This window comes from Caulobacter sp. GW821-FHT11E11 (assembly GCF_058808315.1).
The window spans coordinates 585619-599494 of sequence record NZ_JBXARO010000004.1 but is presented as its reverse complement, the minus strand read 5'-3'; the positions used below and the strand labels follow the sequence as shown (position 1 = coordinate 599494).

The window sequence follows — 13876 nt, the reverse complement described above, 5'->3', positions numbered from 1 at the left end:
GGGGTGGAGCAGCCCGGTAGCTCGTCAGGCTCATAACCTGAAGGTCACAGGTTCAAATCCTGTCCCCGCACCCAAGGGTCTTCTACGAAACAGCCGCCTTCGGGCGGCTTTTTTCGTTTCTGGACTTCAGAATTCCCAACTCACCAGAACCGCTTGGCGTCCAGCAGGCCGTCTAGCGCCTTGCCGGCGGCTTTCAGCAGGTCGTCCTCGTCGTCCGCCAGCACCACGCGGGCGGCGTCGCGCGCCAGCGTCTCGTCGCCGTGGGTCGCGGTTTCGATCAGGCCCTGACGGACGCTGCGATCGTTCAGCTGGCCCAGAAGGTCCTGCACGGCCTTGGACGCCTCGACGAAATGCTCGGCGCGTTTCGGATGGTCTGGAAACAGGGCGCTGAGATCCTCGGCGGCGTAGCGCAGGGTCTTGCCCTTCAGGCGCAGCTGGTGGCGCGCGTGGACGTCGAGATCGGCGAAGTGCTTGGCGCGGGTCTTCACCTGCTTGCGTCGATGGTCGAGGACCTCGGCGGCGAAGGCGGCGGCGCGGCTCTCGCGGATGTCCGCCAGGGCCGGATCGGTCGTCCAGGGACCGGCTTCCAGCCAGGCGGCGGCTTCCAGCAGGACGTCGCGGGTGCGCGGGCTTTCCAGCGCCGCTTCCATGCGCAGATAGGCGTTGGCGTGGGCCGCCTTCAGGCCGCGCTCGAAGTCATCGCGGCGGGCGAAGGTCGCGCCGGCGCTCTGCTTTTCCCAGACCTCGCCGACGAAGACGTCGAGATCCCGCGCGGCGTCGAACTCTCCGGCCAGCCAACTCAGCTCCTCATCGAGGCGGCGGGCGGCGTCATCGCCGGTCAGTGGCTTGAAGATCTTGAGCAGCGCCCGCAGTCGGCGGGTGGCCACGCGGGCCTGGTGCACAGCGTCGGGCTCGGGGCGTTCGCGCAAGGCTTCGAGGCCTGCGCAGAGGTGGGTCAGGTCCGCTTGGCCCAACGCCTGCAGAGCCTCGGCGACGCTCGCCTTGGGATCCAGGAGCGCGGCTTGCCGACGCGGAACCAGCCCTTCGGGACCTGCGGCCAGGCCATAACCGCGCTCGGCCTTGCTGATCAGCGACAGCCTAAGCGGCACGCGCTTGGACAGCTGCCGCGCCAGGTCGAACAGCGCCGCGGGCTCGCCGGACTTCAGCTCCAGCTCGAGCTCACAGACCGGCGCACGGCGGCCGTCGGCGCTGAGTTCGCCGCGATCCAGGGCCGCCTCGATCACCGCTTCGCCGACATGGACGATGCGCACCGTCCGCTCGACACGGGTGGTGAAGACGGGCGCCAGGTCCTCGCCGGCCAGCATGGCGGCGGCCGGGGTGCGGGCCAGGGCGTCGCGATCGGGGCCCGGCCCGACAATCTTCTCTTCCCATTCGCCGCGCGAAAATACGCCGCCGGCCGAGGCCGATTTCAGGGTCTGCTTGCGGCCGCCCTCACCGTCGCGCACCCGCAGGCCGTAGCCCGCCTTGCGCAGCGCGTGGTCGGGGGTGTCGAAATAGGTGGCGTCCAGCTGGCGCACCGCGCCTTCGCCGTTCAGCTGAGCCAGGGCCAGCGCCGCCGCCTCGGGCGGGATCAGGAACTTCAGCTCGATCTCGCGATCCATACCGACCAACTCCAGAGCCCTGTCCAGCGGCGCCACCTCTAGCCCAAGTCTTGCCCCCAAGTCTTGCCCCCAAGTCTTGCCAAGCGTCATGTCCGGGTCCAAACGTGCGCGCCATGACGCAGATCAACGCTTCGCAGCCCCGCCACGACTGGACCCTCGATCAAGTCGAGGCCCTGTTCGACCTGCCCTTCATGGAGCTGGTCTTCCAGGCGGCCAACGTCCACCGCGCCTGGTTCGATCCCTCCGAAGTGCAGCTGTCGCAGCTGCTGTCGGTCAAGACCGGCGGCTGCGCCGAGAACTGCGGCTATTGCAGCCAGTCGGCCCACTTCAAGACCGGCCTCAAGGCCGAGAAGCTGATGGCCACCGAGGACGTGGTGGCCAAGGCCCGCGCGGCCCGTGACGGCGGCGCCCAGCGGTTCTGCATGGGCGCGGCCTGGCGCGAGTTGAAGGACCGCGACCTGCCCAAGCTGGCCTCGATGATCGGCGAGGTCAAAGCCATGGGCATGGAGACCTGCGCCACCCTGGGCATGCTGACCGCCGACCAGGCCAAGGCCCTCAAGGAAGCCGGCCTCGACTACTACAACCACAACCTCGACACCGGTCCGGACTACTACAAGGACGTCGTCACCACGCGCACCTACCAGGAGCGCCTCGACACCCTGGCCCACGTCCGCGACGCCGGCATGAGCACCTGCTGCGGCGGCATCGTCGGCATGGGCGAGCAGCGCCGCGACCGCGCCGGCCTGCTGCACCAGCTGGCCACCCTGCCGGCCCATCCCGACAGCCTGCCGATCAACGGCCTGGTGCCGGTCAGCGGCACGCCGCTGGGCGATCGCGTGCTGGCGGAAGGCAAGGCCATCGACTCGATCGAGTTCGTCCGCACCATCGCCGTCGCCCGCATCGTCTGCCCGAAATCCATGGTCCGCCTGTCGGCCGGCCGCGAGGGCATGAGCCGCGAGCTGCAGGCCCTGTGCTTCATGGCCGGCGCCAACTCGATCTTCGTCGGCGGCAAGCTGCTGACCACCCCGCTGCCGGGCATGGACGAGGACAGCAAGCTGTTCCAGGACCTGGACCTGCGGCCGATGGGCGGCAAGGTCCATGTCGAGGCCAAGGCGCACGATCACGAAATCATCGCCGCCGAGTAGGCGCGGCGCCGCGCCTTCACGCGGCCAGCCGCTGAAGTCGATGAAAGGGACGCGGAGCGCTCCGGACGACGTCCGGAGTGTGGAAGTTGAATACCGTTTCGACGAAGCCCGAACGCTCCGCGTAGCCGTTATCCGAAAGCCTTCGACGCGCGGGGTCTTAACCCGCTTCCGAACGCGCCTCCGACGGGCGGCGGGATTGGCTATCCCGTCCGGACCGCATGAGCGATTTCAGCCCATGCCTGTGGCGCCGCCAGCCTTCGTCCAACGTCGTTTCTGTGTTCCAGGGTCGACTACCGCCAGATGGACAAAGTTGCGGGTGTTATCCCGCGCCGACGAGCGCTACCCGCTCGACCACCCCCGACAGCCGTCACGATCGCCGGCCGGACGTCCCTTCCAAGCCATCGGGTGCAGTCAGTATTGCGGGGGTTTTGAGCGCGGATCATTCGACAGCGTGTAAAATCGACAAGCGGTTGATTTCGCTGGGTTCGATCTCGCGAACGCCGAGGATAGAGCGCCGCTAATCCCCATACCCTCCCCGTCATCCCGCGCTTTATGCGCGGGACCCATGGTTCGGCTTCCACGTGAGAACTCAGGTCCGCATTGCACCTGCGGCGGACAAATGGGTCCCGCGAACAAGTCGCGGGATGACGGCTTGGGCTGGGGTCCTTCAGGCCGTCGCCCCCTCCCCAGCCTTGACAACGTTGGCTCCGCTGCCTCATTAGTCAGACAAAATAAACGGGATGGAAGCCGCTATGAAGCTCATCGGACTTGCGACCGGTCTTGCCTTGGCCTTGTGCGCATCCTCCGCTTTCGCGGCAGACGCCGACACCAAGATCACCGTCGACGCCGCCAAGCCCGGCGCGGTGATCAACCGCAATATACTCGGACAATTCTCCGAGCATCTGGGGCGGGGTGTCTATGAGGGCATCTGGGTCGGGCCGGACTCGCCGATCCCCAACACCCGCGGCGTCCGCAACGACGTCGTCGCCGCCCTGAAGGCGATCAAGGTCCCGAACGTCCGCTGGCCCGGCGGCTGTTTCGCCGACGAGTACCACTGGAAAAAGGGCATCGGCAAAGACCGGCCCACGACGATCAATTCCAGCTGGGGCGGCGTGATCGAACCCAACACCTTCGGCACCCACGAGTTCATGGATTTCGCCGAGCAGATCGGGGCCGACGCCTACATCTCGATCAATGTCGGTTCGGGCACGCCGCAGGAAAGTTCCGAGTGGCTGGAATACATGACCACCGACCTGCCAACGGCGCTGGGACAGCTGCGGGCCGCCAACGGTCATCCCAAGCCCTATAAGGTGTCGATCCTGGGCCTGGGCAATGAGAGCTGGGGCTGCGGCGGCGCGATGACGGCGGCCGAGTACGTCCACGAGATGCGGCGCTACGCCAACTTCTCCAAGAGCTTCAACCCGGCTCAGAAAGATTCGAAGTCACCGGACAAGATGCTCAAGATCGCGGTCGGCCCAGACCGTGACGACTACGCCTGGACCGAGACGGTGATGCAGGCCGCGGTCAAGACGGCGTGGAACTGGAGCATCGATGGCCTCTCGCTGCACAGCTACACCTGGCCCAAGAAGTCCGAGCGCGCGACCGGCTTCGACGCGCACCAATATGCCGAGCTCCTGAAGTCCACCCTGTGGATGGAGGAGCTGGTCACCAAGCACGCGGCGATCATGGACAAGCATGATCCCGAGAAGAAAATCGGCCTCTATGTCGACGAGTGGGGGACCTGGTTCAAGGAAGAGGAAGGGGCGGCCAAGTCGTCGCTGTACCAGCAGAGCAGCCAGCGCGACGCGATCGTCGCGGCCCTGAACCTCAACATCTTCGCCCGTCACGCCGACCGGGTGCGCGGCGCCAACATCGCCCAGACGATCAATGTGCTGCAGGCGATGATCCTGACCGACGGCGGCAAGATGTTGCTGACCCCGACCTACCACGTGTTCCGCATGTACACGCCGTTCCAGGGCGCCAGCGTCGTGCCGCTGGCCTATGAGGCCGGGACCTACAAGGAGGGCGAGATCGCCCTGCCACGCCTGGACGCCATGGGCGCGGTCGGCAAGGACGGCAAGCTGTGGCTGTCGTTCACCAACCTGGATCCCCGCCAGCCGCTGACGATCACCCCGACGGTGGCGGGCTACACCTTCAAGGGCGCGACAGGCGACACCCTGGCCGGCGACGACATGGGCGCGTTCAACACCTTCGCAGCTCCGACGCGGGTCAAGCCGCAGCCGGCGGTCATCAAGACCGGCGGTGTTTTGGAACTGCCACCGCACTCGGTGACGGTGATCGGCCTGGATCCGGTGAAGTAGGAGCTATGACGATGAAACGCCTGCTGAACGCGGCGGTCGCCGCCATCGCCCTTCTGGCCGCCGCCGCTCCGGCCTTCGCCGCGCCGAAAACCCTCGAGCTGGTCGAAAAGCTGGCTGGCCGCGCCGCCGCCGTTCCCGCCGAGAAGGCGCAAACCGCCTACCTCTTCGTCTACTTCAAGGACGAGACCCACGCGGCCTATTTCGCGACCTCGACGGACGGCTACACCTTCACCGACGTCAACGACGGTGAGCCGATCTTCACCGGCCCGCAGCTGGCGCAGCAAAAGGGCCTGCGCGATCCGCACATCATGCGCGGGCCGGACGGGGCCTTCTACATGGCCATGACCGACCTGCACATCTTCGCCAAGGAGGCGGGGCTGCGCGAGACCAAGTGGGAGCGGCCGGAAGACCCCTATGGCTGGGGCAACAACAAGAACCTGATCCTGATGAAGTCGTACGACCTCATCCACTGGACCCATGCGCGGGTTCCGGTCGGCAAGCTGTTCGACAAAGACGACAACCGCAGCGCCGCCTGGGCGCCGGAAACGATCTGGGACCCGGCGGCCAAGAAGCTGATGGTCTATTTCACGACCCGGTTCCGCAACGACCCGGCGTCGCTGGTCTATGCCTATGCCGACCCGGCCTTCACCACCCTGACGGCCGCGCCCAAGTCGCTGTTCGAGTATCCGGTGGCGGGCAAGGCCGCCATCGACGGCGACATCACCAAGATCGGCGACAAGTACCACCTGTTCTACGTGGCCCATGACACGCCGGGTTATCTGAAGCAGGCGATCTCGGACCGGGCCAATGGCGGCTACGTCTTCGACCCCGCCAAGGTCGACCCCGAGACCGTCAGCACCGAGGCGCCCAACCTGTGGCGGCGGCACGGCACGGGGACCTATGTCCTGATGTACGATGTGTTCGGGGCCAAGCCGAAGAACAACATGGGCTTTTCGGAGACGACTGACTTCGTCCACTTCAAGAACCTGGGGCGCTTCAACGAGCCGGACTCGCCGATGAAGGCGACGAACTTCTCCGGCGCCAAGCACGGCGCGGTGATCGCGGTGACGCCGGCGGAGGCGGAGCGGCTGAAGGGGTATTTCGGCGGGAAGTAGGAGAGCGGGGTCGCTATCACATATTTCGTCATTCCCGCCACAAGGGCGGGAATGACGGTTGTTTTTAGAATGTCGATGGTAGGGGCGCTTGGCCCCTACCGCTCCTCGTCGAACCGGTTCTCGACCAGTTCGCACAGGGCCTCGAGCGCGGCTTGCGCCTCGGGCCCCTCGGCGGTGATGTCGATGGTCGAGCCGATGCCGGCGGCCAGCATCATCAGGCCCATGATCGAGCGGGCGTCGACGGAGGAGCCTTCGCGGCTGACCGTCACCTCGGCGTCGAAACCGGACGCCATCTTCACGAACTTGGCCGAGGCGCGGGCGTGCAAGCCGCGCTCGTTGATGATCTCGACCGTCCTTGACGTCATGCCCGCTACTTTTCTCCAGCGAGCACGTAGGAGGCCACGGAGATGTACTTGCGTCCAGCCTCCTGGGCATGGGCGACGCAGGCTTGCAGGGTCTCGCGCTGGCGCACGCTGGCCAGCTTGATCAGCATGGGCAGGTTCAGGCCGGCGATGACCTCGGCCTTGGTCTGCTCCATGACCGAAATGGCCAGGTTGCTGGGCGTGCCGCCGAACATGTCGGTCAGCAGGATGACGCCCTCGCCGTCGACATCGACTTCGGCGCAGGCCTTCAAGATATCCGAGCGGCGACGTTCCATGTCGTCTTCGGGACCGATGCAGATCGCCTTCACGGCGGCCTGCGGCCCTACGACATGTTCCATGGCGGAGACGAACTCTTCCGCCAGACGCCCGTGCGTCACGATCACGAGCCCGATCATGCCTTGTGTCTCAAACGGGATCCCCATTCCCCTTCGCGACGGGAGAGCGTCGCGCGGGCGGCCTTGATACGCCCGTTAGGATGGGACTCCAAGAGACACAAGCATGCGTCCGATTTTCGAGGGTGCGGCGGGTTCTCGCGGCCACAGGTCGAAGACGGGGACGGAAACGCCCAGGATCGTCTCGGATCGGGGATCAGGCAGGCGCTCGACCGCCTCGGGCGTCGCGACGCAGCGGATGACCAGGGCGATCTCGCAAAAAGCCAGCGGGGGAACGGGCATCACGCCCAGGCCGCGCACCTCGATCAGGCCGGCCAGGGCCTCGTGGGCCTTGCCCCACAGGCGGCCGCCGGACGTGAAGGTCACGACCCGGTCGTCGGCGACCAGGCGAAAGCCGGCGTCGAGCGCGCGCAGGGCCAGATCGCTCTTGCCGATCCCCGAGGGCCCCTCGATCAGGGCGCCGCGCCAGAAGCCGTCCTGGCGGCGGGCGATCAGGCCGCCGTGCCGGATCTCGGGACGAATCACGCGTAGGCCTCGGGCAGCTCGACGACGAATCGGGCGCCGATGATCGCGCCGGCCTCGTCCTGGCGATTCTCGGCGTGGATCAGGCCGCCGTGGGCCTCGACGATCTGGCGGGCGATAGACAGGCCCAGGCCCGAATTGCCGCCGAACGCCCGGCCCTTGGGGCGCGAGGTGTAGAAGCGCTCGAAGATGGTCTCGAGGTTTTCGGCGGGGATGCCGGGGCCGTCGTCGTCGACGATCACCGCCAGGGTGGCCTTGCCGCGCGGACGGACCAGGGTGATCCGCACCTCGCCGTCTTCCGGGCTGAACGAGCGGGCGTTGTCGACCAGGTTGCGGAACACCTGGCCGATGGGGGTCTCGCGGGCCAGGATCAGCGGCGTCTTCTGGGTCGGCTCGACGCTCAGGCGCACCTTCACGCTGCCGGGGGCGGGGCCGGGCCGCAGCTGGGCCTCGTAGAGGGCGGCGACCTCGATCAGCAGCTTGGTCAGGTCCAGGGCCTTGGGGTGCTCGCGCGACAGCTCCGCATCTAGGCGCGAGGCGTTGGAGATGTCGGTGACCAGGCGGTCCAGGCGGTTGACGTCGTTCTGCAGGATGGCCAGCAGCCGCGCCCGGGCGGCGGGGTCGCTGACCAGGTCCAGGGTCTCGATGGCCGAGCGGATCGAGGTCAGCGGGTTCTTGATCTCGTGGGCCACGTCGGCGGCGAAGCGCTCGATGGCGTCCATGCGCTCGGACAGCGAGTGGGTCATGTCCTCCAGCGAGCGCGACAGGTCGCCGACCTCGTCGCGCCGTTCGGAGAGGTCGGGCAACGAGATGGCGCGCGCGCCCTGCAGGCGGACATGGTCGGCGGCGCGGGCCAGGCGCAGCACCGGCACGGCGACCAGGCGGTGCAGCAGCACGCTGGAGATGACGATGGCGACCATGGCCACGATGATGAACGGCAGCAGGGCCTTGCGCTCGGCCGAGATGATCTCGTCGACGTCACCAGCCTCCAGGGTCAGGACGCCCAGGACGGCGCGGACGTGCTGGATCGGGATCGAGACCGACACCACCCGCTCGCCGCTCTCGTCGATGCGGGTGCCGGCGGCGATCTTGCCCTTCATGGCCCGGGCGATCTCGCTGGCCAGGTCCTGGCGCGCCCGTTCGGCGCGGGCCTGGGCGGCGGGGCTGAGATGGGTGGCGGGGGCCTTCTCGCCCGGCTTGCGGGCCGGCGGCAGGATCTTCCAGTCCACGCGGTCGGCGACCACGAACGAGTCGGCCAGGGTCTTGCCGGCCGAGTCGAAGAGGCGGGCGCGCTGGTTCTTCGGGATGAACAGCACCTGCAGGATCTGGCTGGCCAGGATCGGATCCAGCATCGGCTCGGGCTCGCCCAGGGTGGCCCCCTGGTCGATGACCTTGGCGATCAGGACGCCCTGGGTCGTCAGGGTGTCGATCCGCGCGTTGATCAGGCCGCTGCGCAGCTCGTTCAGCACCAGGGCCCCGACGATCACGATCGCCAGGGCCAAGACGTTCAGGGTGATGATGAGCCGTCCCAGCCGCGACCCGCGCGGCCAGGTGAAGCGCCTCCGAGGCTCCTTGGAGCCTTCGGGAGACGCCGGCTCAGGCTTCGCGATAACGGTAGCCAACGCCGTACAGGGTCTCGATGGAGTCGAACTCTGGATCGACCTGACGGAACTTCTTGCGCATGCGCTTGATGTGGCTGTCGATCGTGCGGTCGTCGACATAGACCTGATCGTCGTAGGCGGCGTCCATCAGGTTGTCGCGGCTCTTCACGAAGCCCGGGCGCTGGGCCAGGGCCTGCAGCAGCAGGAACTCGGTGACGGTCAGGCGCACGGGGCGGCCGTCCCACAGGCTGTCGTGGCGGGCCGGGTCGAGGGTCAGCTTGCCGCGCTTCATGACCTTGGAGCCGGCGGCCCCGGCCGCGGCGGTCCCGCCGACCTCTTCCTCTTCCGGACGGGCGCGGCGCAGCACGGCCTTCACCCGCTCCAGGAGCAGGCGCTGGCTGAACGGCTTGTGCATGTAGTCGTCGGCGCCGAGGTTGAAGCCGAGGATCTCGTCGATCTCGTCGTCCTTGGACGTCAGCATGATCACCGGGATCTCGGAAGTCTGGCGCAGGCGGCGCAGCACTTCCATGCCGTCCATGCGCGGCATCTTCACGTCCAGGATCACCAGGTCCGGCGGGCTGGCCTCGACGGCTTCCAGGCCGGAGGCTCCGTCGTAATAGGCCTTCACCGCGTGGCCGTGGCTTTCCAGCGCCAGCGAGACCGAGGCGACGATGTTCTCGTCGTCGTCAATGAGGGTGATGGCGGCCATTGAGTCGATCTTGTCCTTCGCCTTCTTGCTCAGCCGATCCTATAGAGCGACCGATCCAGCTTCAACGCGCTGAGCGGCAAAGCTTTCCCCAGCTTCTGGCCGGGCTTTGCGGCCCCAGGAAGGCGCGATTGGGGCTGCGTGGGGCCGTAACCTTCAACCTGACCTTAAGGTCTTGGGACCCATAGTGAGGTTTCCTGGAGCAGGTCGGCAAATGAGCCAAGTCCATTACGAGCTTTTTGTCCGGCGGAAAGCCGGCGCGCAGTGGACGCTCGAGATCGCCTCCGAGAACCGCGCCCATGCGCTCCAGGTCGCCGAAGACGTCCTGGAACAGGGCCGCGCCGTCGCCGTTCGCGTCAGCAAGGAAACCCTCGACGGCGCGACCGGCGAGTACAAGTCGATCGCCATCTTCACCAAGGGCATGGTCGACGGCGGCAAGCCGAAGAAGGAAGTCGAGGAGCGCGATCCGCTGTGCGTGCAGCCGGCCGACCTCTACACCGCCCACGCCCGTGACCGGATCGGCCGCCTGCTGGAAGGCTTCCTGAACCGGCACAAGGCCACCCCGTTCGAACTGCTGCACCGCCCCGACCTGGTCGAAAAGCTCGAGGCGTCCGGCACCGACCTGCAGCACGCGCTGCAGAAGATCGCCATTCCGGAAGCCGAGGCGCGCGGCCAGTCCGTGCACGAGGTCATCCGCCACTTCCAGGGTCTGGTCGAGCGCACGATCGCCAACCTGACCAAGGCCTTCAAGAAGGGCGCGCTGCCCGACCTCGACAAGGAAGGCTTCGCGAAAGCCGCCGAGCGCCTGGTCGCCGATCCGGACCGCGCCTTCCTGCTGGGCGCCGGCGTCGCCGCCTCGATCGCCGTGGCCAGCAACTGGTCGGACAAGATCGCACGCCTGCTGGACCTGGCCGACGCCGCGCCGGAGGAGCCGCGCGCCCGCGCCGCCGCCCTGGCCGCCATCGAACAGCCGCTGTCGGAGATCATCGGCTCGCGCGCCGGCATGGCCGACCTGCTGGACACCACCAACGAAGACCTGGGCGCCACCCTGGCGGCCATGACCCGCCTGACCGGCGGTGTCGCCGTCGAGGCCTTGATCAAGATCGAGAACAGCGTCCGCAATGTCATGCCGGAACTGTCGGGCACCGCCTATCGTCTCGGCGACTGGCTGTCGCGCGACGAGTTCCCCAGTGTGCGCAAGGCCATCGCCCAGCGCGTGCTGACCGAGCTGAACGGCGTGCGCCGCCTCAAGCCCAGCGACGCCGAACAGGAGATCGAATACCTGCGGGCCCTGGCCATGAGCCTGACCGCCGCCGCCGGCCGCATCCTCCAGGCCGAGGACATCCAGAACGCCTTCACCACCCGCTCCAAGACCCTGCTGAACGGCGACTTCATCGATTCGCTGCTGGGCCGCGACCGCTCGGCCCACGAAGAGATCAAGATGCTGATCCGCCTGGCCGAGAACGTCATGGGCGCGGTCAACAAGCGCAACGCCGCCCGCTGGCTGAACGCCAATATCAGCGCCATGCGCTTCGAGAAGGAACTGCGCCAGGGGCCCGATTCCCCGGTCGCCAAGCTGGGCCAGTTGGCCGGCCTGCAGCGCCAGCTGGTCCGCTCGGGCCTGGTGCGCGAGGACTTCGAGCCGCTGTGCGCCAAGCTGGGCGACATCGGCGCCCTGATCGAAGGCGACTCCCGCCTGCTGACCATGCTGGTCCGCGCGCCCGCGCCGCTGCCGCACCGCCTGCAGCTCCTGGCCAAGCTGGCCCTGGGCGAGGCCGGTCCCAGCGGTCCCGTGGCGGAGAAGGCCCGGATGGAGGCGCTGAAACTGGCGCGCGATCCCAGTTCCCGCGAGCAGCTGCAGGGCTCCCCGCAGACCATGGACCTGATCAAGTCGCTGGTGGGACAGGCCGCTTAAGAGCGCGCTCAAGGCTTGAGCTTGCGGGCGCATACGGTCTACGGTTGCACATGACCGCGCTTGACCCGGACGCCCCAGACCCGATCGACATCCATGTCGGAAAGCTGCTGCGCGCGCGGCGGCTGTCGGCCGGTGTGACGCAACAGGATCTGGGCGAGACCCTGGGGGTCACCTTCCAGCAGATCCAGAAGTATGAGACCGGCGCCAATCGCATCTCGGCCTCGAAGCTCTACAAGGCCGCTCGGGCCCTGGGATTGGCGCCCAGCGCCTTCTTCGAGGGCCTGGACACCAGCGAAGACACCAATCTGACGCGCCAGTTCATCGACTTCCTGGCCGCCCCGAGCTCCAGCCGTTTGGCGGCCGCCTTCACGCAGCTGACGCCCGTGCAGCAACGCGTGCTGACCGACCTGGCCGAGACGCTGGCCTCCTGATCTTCAGCGGAATGTCGCGACGACCGCCGTCCGGCCGCCGCGACGGCGCCCTTTAGGCCGCGCGTTCGTCGTGGCCTTGCGCCACGACGCGCGGCGCGGCGATCTGGCCGGTCGGCACTTCGGGATCGGGCTTGTCGACGCCGGTCCCGTGCAGCGTGGCGGGGCGCACGCCGATCTGGGGCGCGGCCGCGGCGAGCGCCGCATGGGCGGTCATCATGTGCGCGCGCGTCTGGCCCAGGGTCTCGATCGAGCGGGTGATGGCGGTGACGCCCTCGTGGCCCAGCACGGCCGAGAAGTTGTGGTCGCGGCGCAGGCCCGAGGTGTGGGCGATGAAGTGGGCCGCCTTTTCCAGCGCCAGATCGACAGCCCGTTCGGCTTCGAAGAAGGCGTCGGCGACGGATTGAGCAATTTCTCGTCTTTGCATGCGGTCTCGATCCCGCCAGCAGGCGGGCTCCTTGTTGGAGTTTCGATGGGATGCTGCCCGGGGCCTAACGGCGCCTGAGCCAGGCGTCGTAGGAGTCGGACAGGTGGCCGACCTGGATCACCAGCGCCAGGACGACCAGGGCAAGGACGACGGACGCCAGGGCCGCCGCCAGGATCAGGATCAGCCGTTCAGCTTTGGGCCGACTCGGCCGTGAGGCGAGCGCGCGTTCGGCGAAGGATCGCTCGCGGGCGTCAGCACGAGAGCGATGCAGATAATCTCGCGCATCAGATCGAGTGGAGACAGGTGAGGACTCATAAGCCGCGTGATCGTCAGCAGATGCTGCACGGCTTCCTTCTCCACGCGGGTCACCGCCAGGTCTTCGTAGATCGCTTCCAAATCGCTCCAGCTGATCGCCGGAAAGGCTGGCACCGCTTCCGTCGGGTCGAACATGAACCCCTCCTTTCGCCGGTTCATTGGCGAGCGGTGCAGGTTCGAACGGTAGTGGTATCGGGCGCCCCTGGTACAAAATGGGGAGGTCGGATCCGCGCAGATGGATGACCAGGGCCATCGCCGCCTGACGGCGCGTCAAGGCTTCCAGCTTGCCGACCGCGCTGGCGAAATGCTTGTCGACCGTGGCCTTGCGCAGGTCGAGATCGAAGGCGATCTCCTTGGACGACTTCAGCTGCGCCGCGCCCAGGAGCACTTCACGCTCGCGCGGTGTCAGTCGGTCGAAGCGATTCATGGCCAGGCATATCCGCGCGACGCGGGTGAGCGACCGCGCCAGCGTATTACCTCATGACATCCGAGCGCGGAGCAAGGCCGACTTGACCTTGAGGGGCCTTCGCCATTCCTATCGCCGCCGGAGGCGCCGATGTCCCATTCAGCCGTGCAGACCCTGGGGGCGGTCCTGACGCCGATCGTCACCGTCGTAGTGATGTGGCGCGGCGGTCGTCCTGAACGCATCGTCGCCGTGGCGTCCCTGGCGGCCTATCTGATCTCGCCCTACGCCCAGCGACTCAGTGGCGGGCGCTGGCCCCTGCTGGGCGTGGCGCTGGTCGATGTGACGCTCTGCGCCCTGCTGATCGTGCTGGCCATGCGCTACGACCGCCGCTGGCTGCTGCTGGCCGCCGGCGTCGAGCTGGCGACGGTCATGGCGCATCTGGGCATGGTTCTGGATCCCACCCTGATGGCGCGCGGCTATGTGATCTCGCTGTGGATCTTCTATTTCATCTTCCTGGGGGCGCTGTCCTACAGCCTGGTGGAAGCCCGCAGGCCCCGGACGCGCGCCAAGACCTGACG

General features: G+C 67.4%; 14 protein-coding genes. 6 read left to right on the top strand and 8 right to left on the bottom strand.

What is annotated here, in order from left to right; genetic code table 11:
* Positions 1-140 precede the first annotated feature (140 nt).
* Entirely contained in the window at positions 141-1622 is a 1482-nt protein-coding gene (locus AC1RR5_RS13175) for a CYTH and CHAD domain-containing protein (RefSeq protein WP_492922082.1), read from the bottom strand.
* A gap of 113 nt (positions 1623-1735) precedes the next feature.
* On the opposite strand from AC1RR5_RS13175, the gene bioB reads away from it, so the two are divergent.
* The 3 genes from bioB (at position 1736) to AC1RR5_RS13160 (ending at position 6203) form a co-directional block, all read left to right on the top strand.
* The gene (gene bioB / locus AC1RR5_RS13170) at positions 1736-2767 is read left to right on the top strand and encodes a biotin synthase BioB (protein ID WP_492922081.1); all 1032 of its coding nucleotides are present in this window, start codon (positions 1736-1738) and stop codon (positions 2765-2767) included.
* 752 nt (positions 2768-3519) lie between these two features.
* A complete protein-coding gene (locus tag AC1RR5_RS13165; protein WP_492922080.1) occupies positions 3520-5088 on the top strand; it encodes an alpha-N-arabinofuranosidase in 1569 nt (522 codons plus the stop codon).
* Between the two features lie 11 nt (positions 5089-5099).
* Positions 5100-6203: a glycoside hydrolase family 43 protein gene (locus AC1RR5_RS13160; RefSeq protein ID WP_492922079.1), complete on the top strand. Its 1104-nt coding sequence runs from the start codon at positions 5100-5102 to the stop codon at positions 6201-6203.
* A gap of 95 nt (positions 6204-6298) precedes the next feature.
* Here the strand turns inward: AC1RR5_RS13160 and AC1RR5_RS13155 are convergent, their stop codons facing one another.
* From AC1RR5_RS13155 to chvI, 5 genes are all read right to left on the bottom strand, one after another.
* Entirely contained in the window at positions 6299-6568 is a 270-nt protein-coding gene (locus AC1RR5_RS13155) for an HPr family phosphocarrier protein (RefSeq protein WP_492083964.1), read from the bottom strand.
* A gap of 5 nt (positions 6569-6573) precedes the next feature.
* Entirely contained in the window at positions 6574-6981 is a 408-nt protein-coding gene (locus tag AC1RR5_RS13150; protein WP_291880350.1) for a PTS sugar transporter subunit IIA, read from the bottom strand.
* Positions 6982-7056: 75 nt separating this feature from the next.
* Positions 7057-7488 carry an HPr kinase/phosphorylase gene (locus tag AC1RR5_RS13145; RefSeq protein WP_492922104.1) on the bottom strand — a complete coding sequence of 144 codons (432 nt, stop codon included), beginning with the start codon at positions 7486-7488 and terminating at the stop codon, positions 7057-7059.
* 11 nt (positions 7489-7499) lie between these two features.
* The gene (gene chvG, locus AC1RR5_RS13140) at positions 7500-9122 is read right to left on the bottom strand and encodes a two-component sensor histidine kinase ChvG (protein WP_492922078.1); all 1623 of its coding nucleotides are present in this window, start codon (positions 9120-9122) and stop codon (positions 7500-7502) included.
* Positions 9097-9810, bottom strand: a complete 714-nt coding sequence (gene chvI / locus AC1RR5_RS13135; RefSeq protein WP_492922077.1) for a two-component response regulator ChvI — start codon at positions 9808-9810, stop codon at positions 9097-9099. The genes chvG and chvI overlap by 26 nt, the downstream gene beginning before the upstream one ends.
* 211 nt (positions 9811-10021) lie before the next feature.
* Here chvI and AC1RR5_RS13130 point away from each other — a divergent pair, with 211 nt between their 5' ends.
* Both AC1RR5_RS13130 and AC1RR5_RS13125 read left to right on the top strand, forming a co-directional pair.
* Positions 10022-11722 (top strand): hypothetical protein, encoded by a 1701-nt coding sequence (locus tag AC1RR5_RS13130; protein ID WP_492922076.1) that lies wholly within the window; start codon positions 10022-10024, stop codon positions 11720-11722.
* 50 nt (positions 11723-11772) lie between these two features.
* Complete coding sequence (locus AC1RR5_RS13125; protein WP_492922075.1) at positions 11773-12153, top strand: helix-turn-helix domain-containing protein; 381 nt, start codon at positions 11773-11775, stop codon at positions 12151-12153.
* Positions 12154-12205: 52 nt separating this feature from the next.
* Here AC1RR5_RS13125 and AC1RR5_RS13120 read toward each other — a convergent pair whose 3' ends face one another.
* Together AC1RR5_RS13120 and AC1RR5_RS13115 are read right to left on the bottom strand one after the other, a co-directional pair.
* Positions 12206-12577, bottom strand: a complete 372-nt coding sequence (locus AC1RR5_RS13120; RefSeq protein ID WP_492922074.1) for a hypothetical protein — start codon at positions 12575-12577, stop codon at positions 12206-12208.
* A gap of 64 nt (positions 12578-12641) precedes the next feature.
* Positions 12642-13319 (bottom strand): helix-turn-helix domain-containing protein, encoded by a 678-nt coding sequence (locus tag AC1RR5_RS13115; RefSeq protein ID WP_492922073.1) that lies wholly within the window; start codon positions 13317-13319, stop codon positions 12642-12644.
* 129 nt (positions 13320-13448) lie between these two features.
* On the opposite strand from AC1RR5_RS13115, the gene AC1RR5_RS13110 reads away from it, so the two are divergent.
* A complete protein-coding gene (locus AC1RR5_RS13110; RefSeq protein WP_492922072.1) occupies positions 13449-13874 on the top strand; it encodes a hypothetical protein in 426 nt (141 codons plus the stop codon).
* The last annotated feature ends 2 nt before the right edge of the window (positions 13875-13876 follow it).

Bases quoted from the DNA above. Each gene is read 5' to 3' on its own strand.
- chvI (WP_492922077.1), bottom strand. From the start codon at position 9,810: ATGGCCGCCATCACCCTCATTGACGACGACGAGAACATCGTCGCCTCG.
- AC1RR5_RS13120 (WP_492922074.1), bottom strand. From the start codon at position 12,577: ATGCAAAGACGAGAAATTGCTCAATCCGTCGCCGACGCCTTCTTCGAA.
- AC1RR5_RS13115 (WP_492922073.1), bottom strand. From the start codon at position 13,319: ATGAATCGCTTCGACCGACTGACACCGCGCGAGCGTGAAGTGCTCCTG.
- AC1RR5_RS13150 (WP_291880350.1), bottom strand. From the start codon at position 6,981: ATGATCGGGCTCGTGATCGTGACGCACGGGCGTCTGGCGGAAGAGTTC.
- AC1RR5_RS13175 (WP_492922082.1), bottom strand. From the start codon at position 1,622: ATGGATCGCGAGATCGAGCTGAAGTTCCTGATCCCGCCCGAGGCGGCG.
- AC1RR5_RS13160 (WP_492922079.1), top strand. From the start codon at position 5,100: ATGAAACGCCTGCTGAACGCGGCGGTCGCCGCCATCGCCCTTCTGGCC.
- AC1RR5_RS13125 (WP_492922075.1), top strand. From the start codon at position 11,773: ATGACCGCGCTTGACCCGGACGCCCCAGACCCGATCGACATCCATGTC.
- bioB (WP_492922081.1), top strand. From the start codon at position 1,736: ATGACGCAGATCAACGCTTCGCAGCCCCGCCACGACTGGACCCTCGAT.
- AC1RR5_RS13110 (WP_492922072.1), top strand. From the start codon at position 13,449: ATGTCCCATTCAGCCGTGCAGACCCTGGGGGCGGTCCTGACGCCGATC.
- AC1RR5_RS13155 (WP_492083964.1), bottom strand. From the start codon at position 6,568: ATGACGTCAAGGACGGTCGAGATCATCAACGAGCGCGGCTTGCACGCC.
- AC1RR5_RS13165 (WP_492922080.1), top strand. From the start codon at position 3,520: ATGAAGCTCATCGGACTTGCGACCGGTCTTGCCTTGGCCTTGTGCGCA.
- AC1RR5_RS13130 (WP_492922076.1), top strand. From the start codon at position 10,022: ATGAGCCAAGTCCATTACGAGCTTTTTGTCCGGCGGAAAGCCGGCGCG.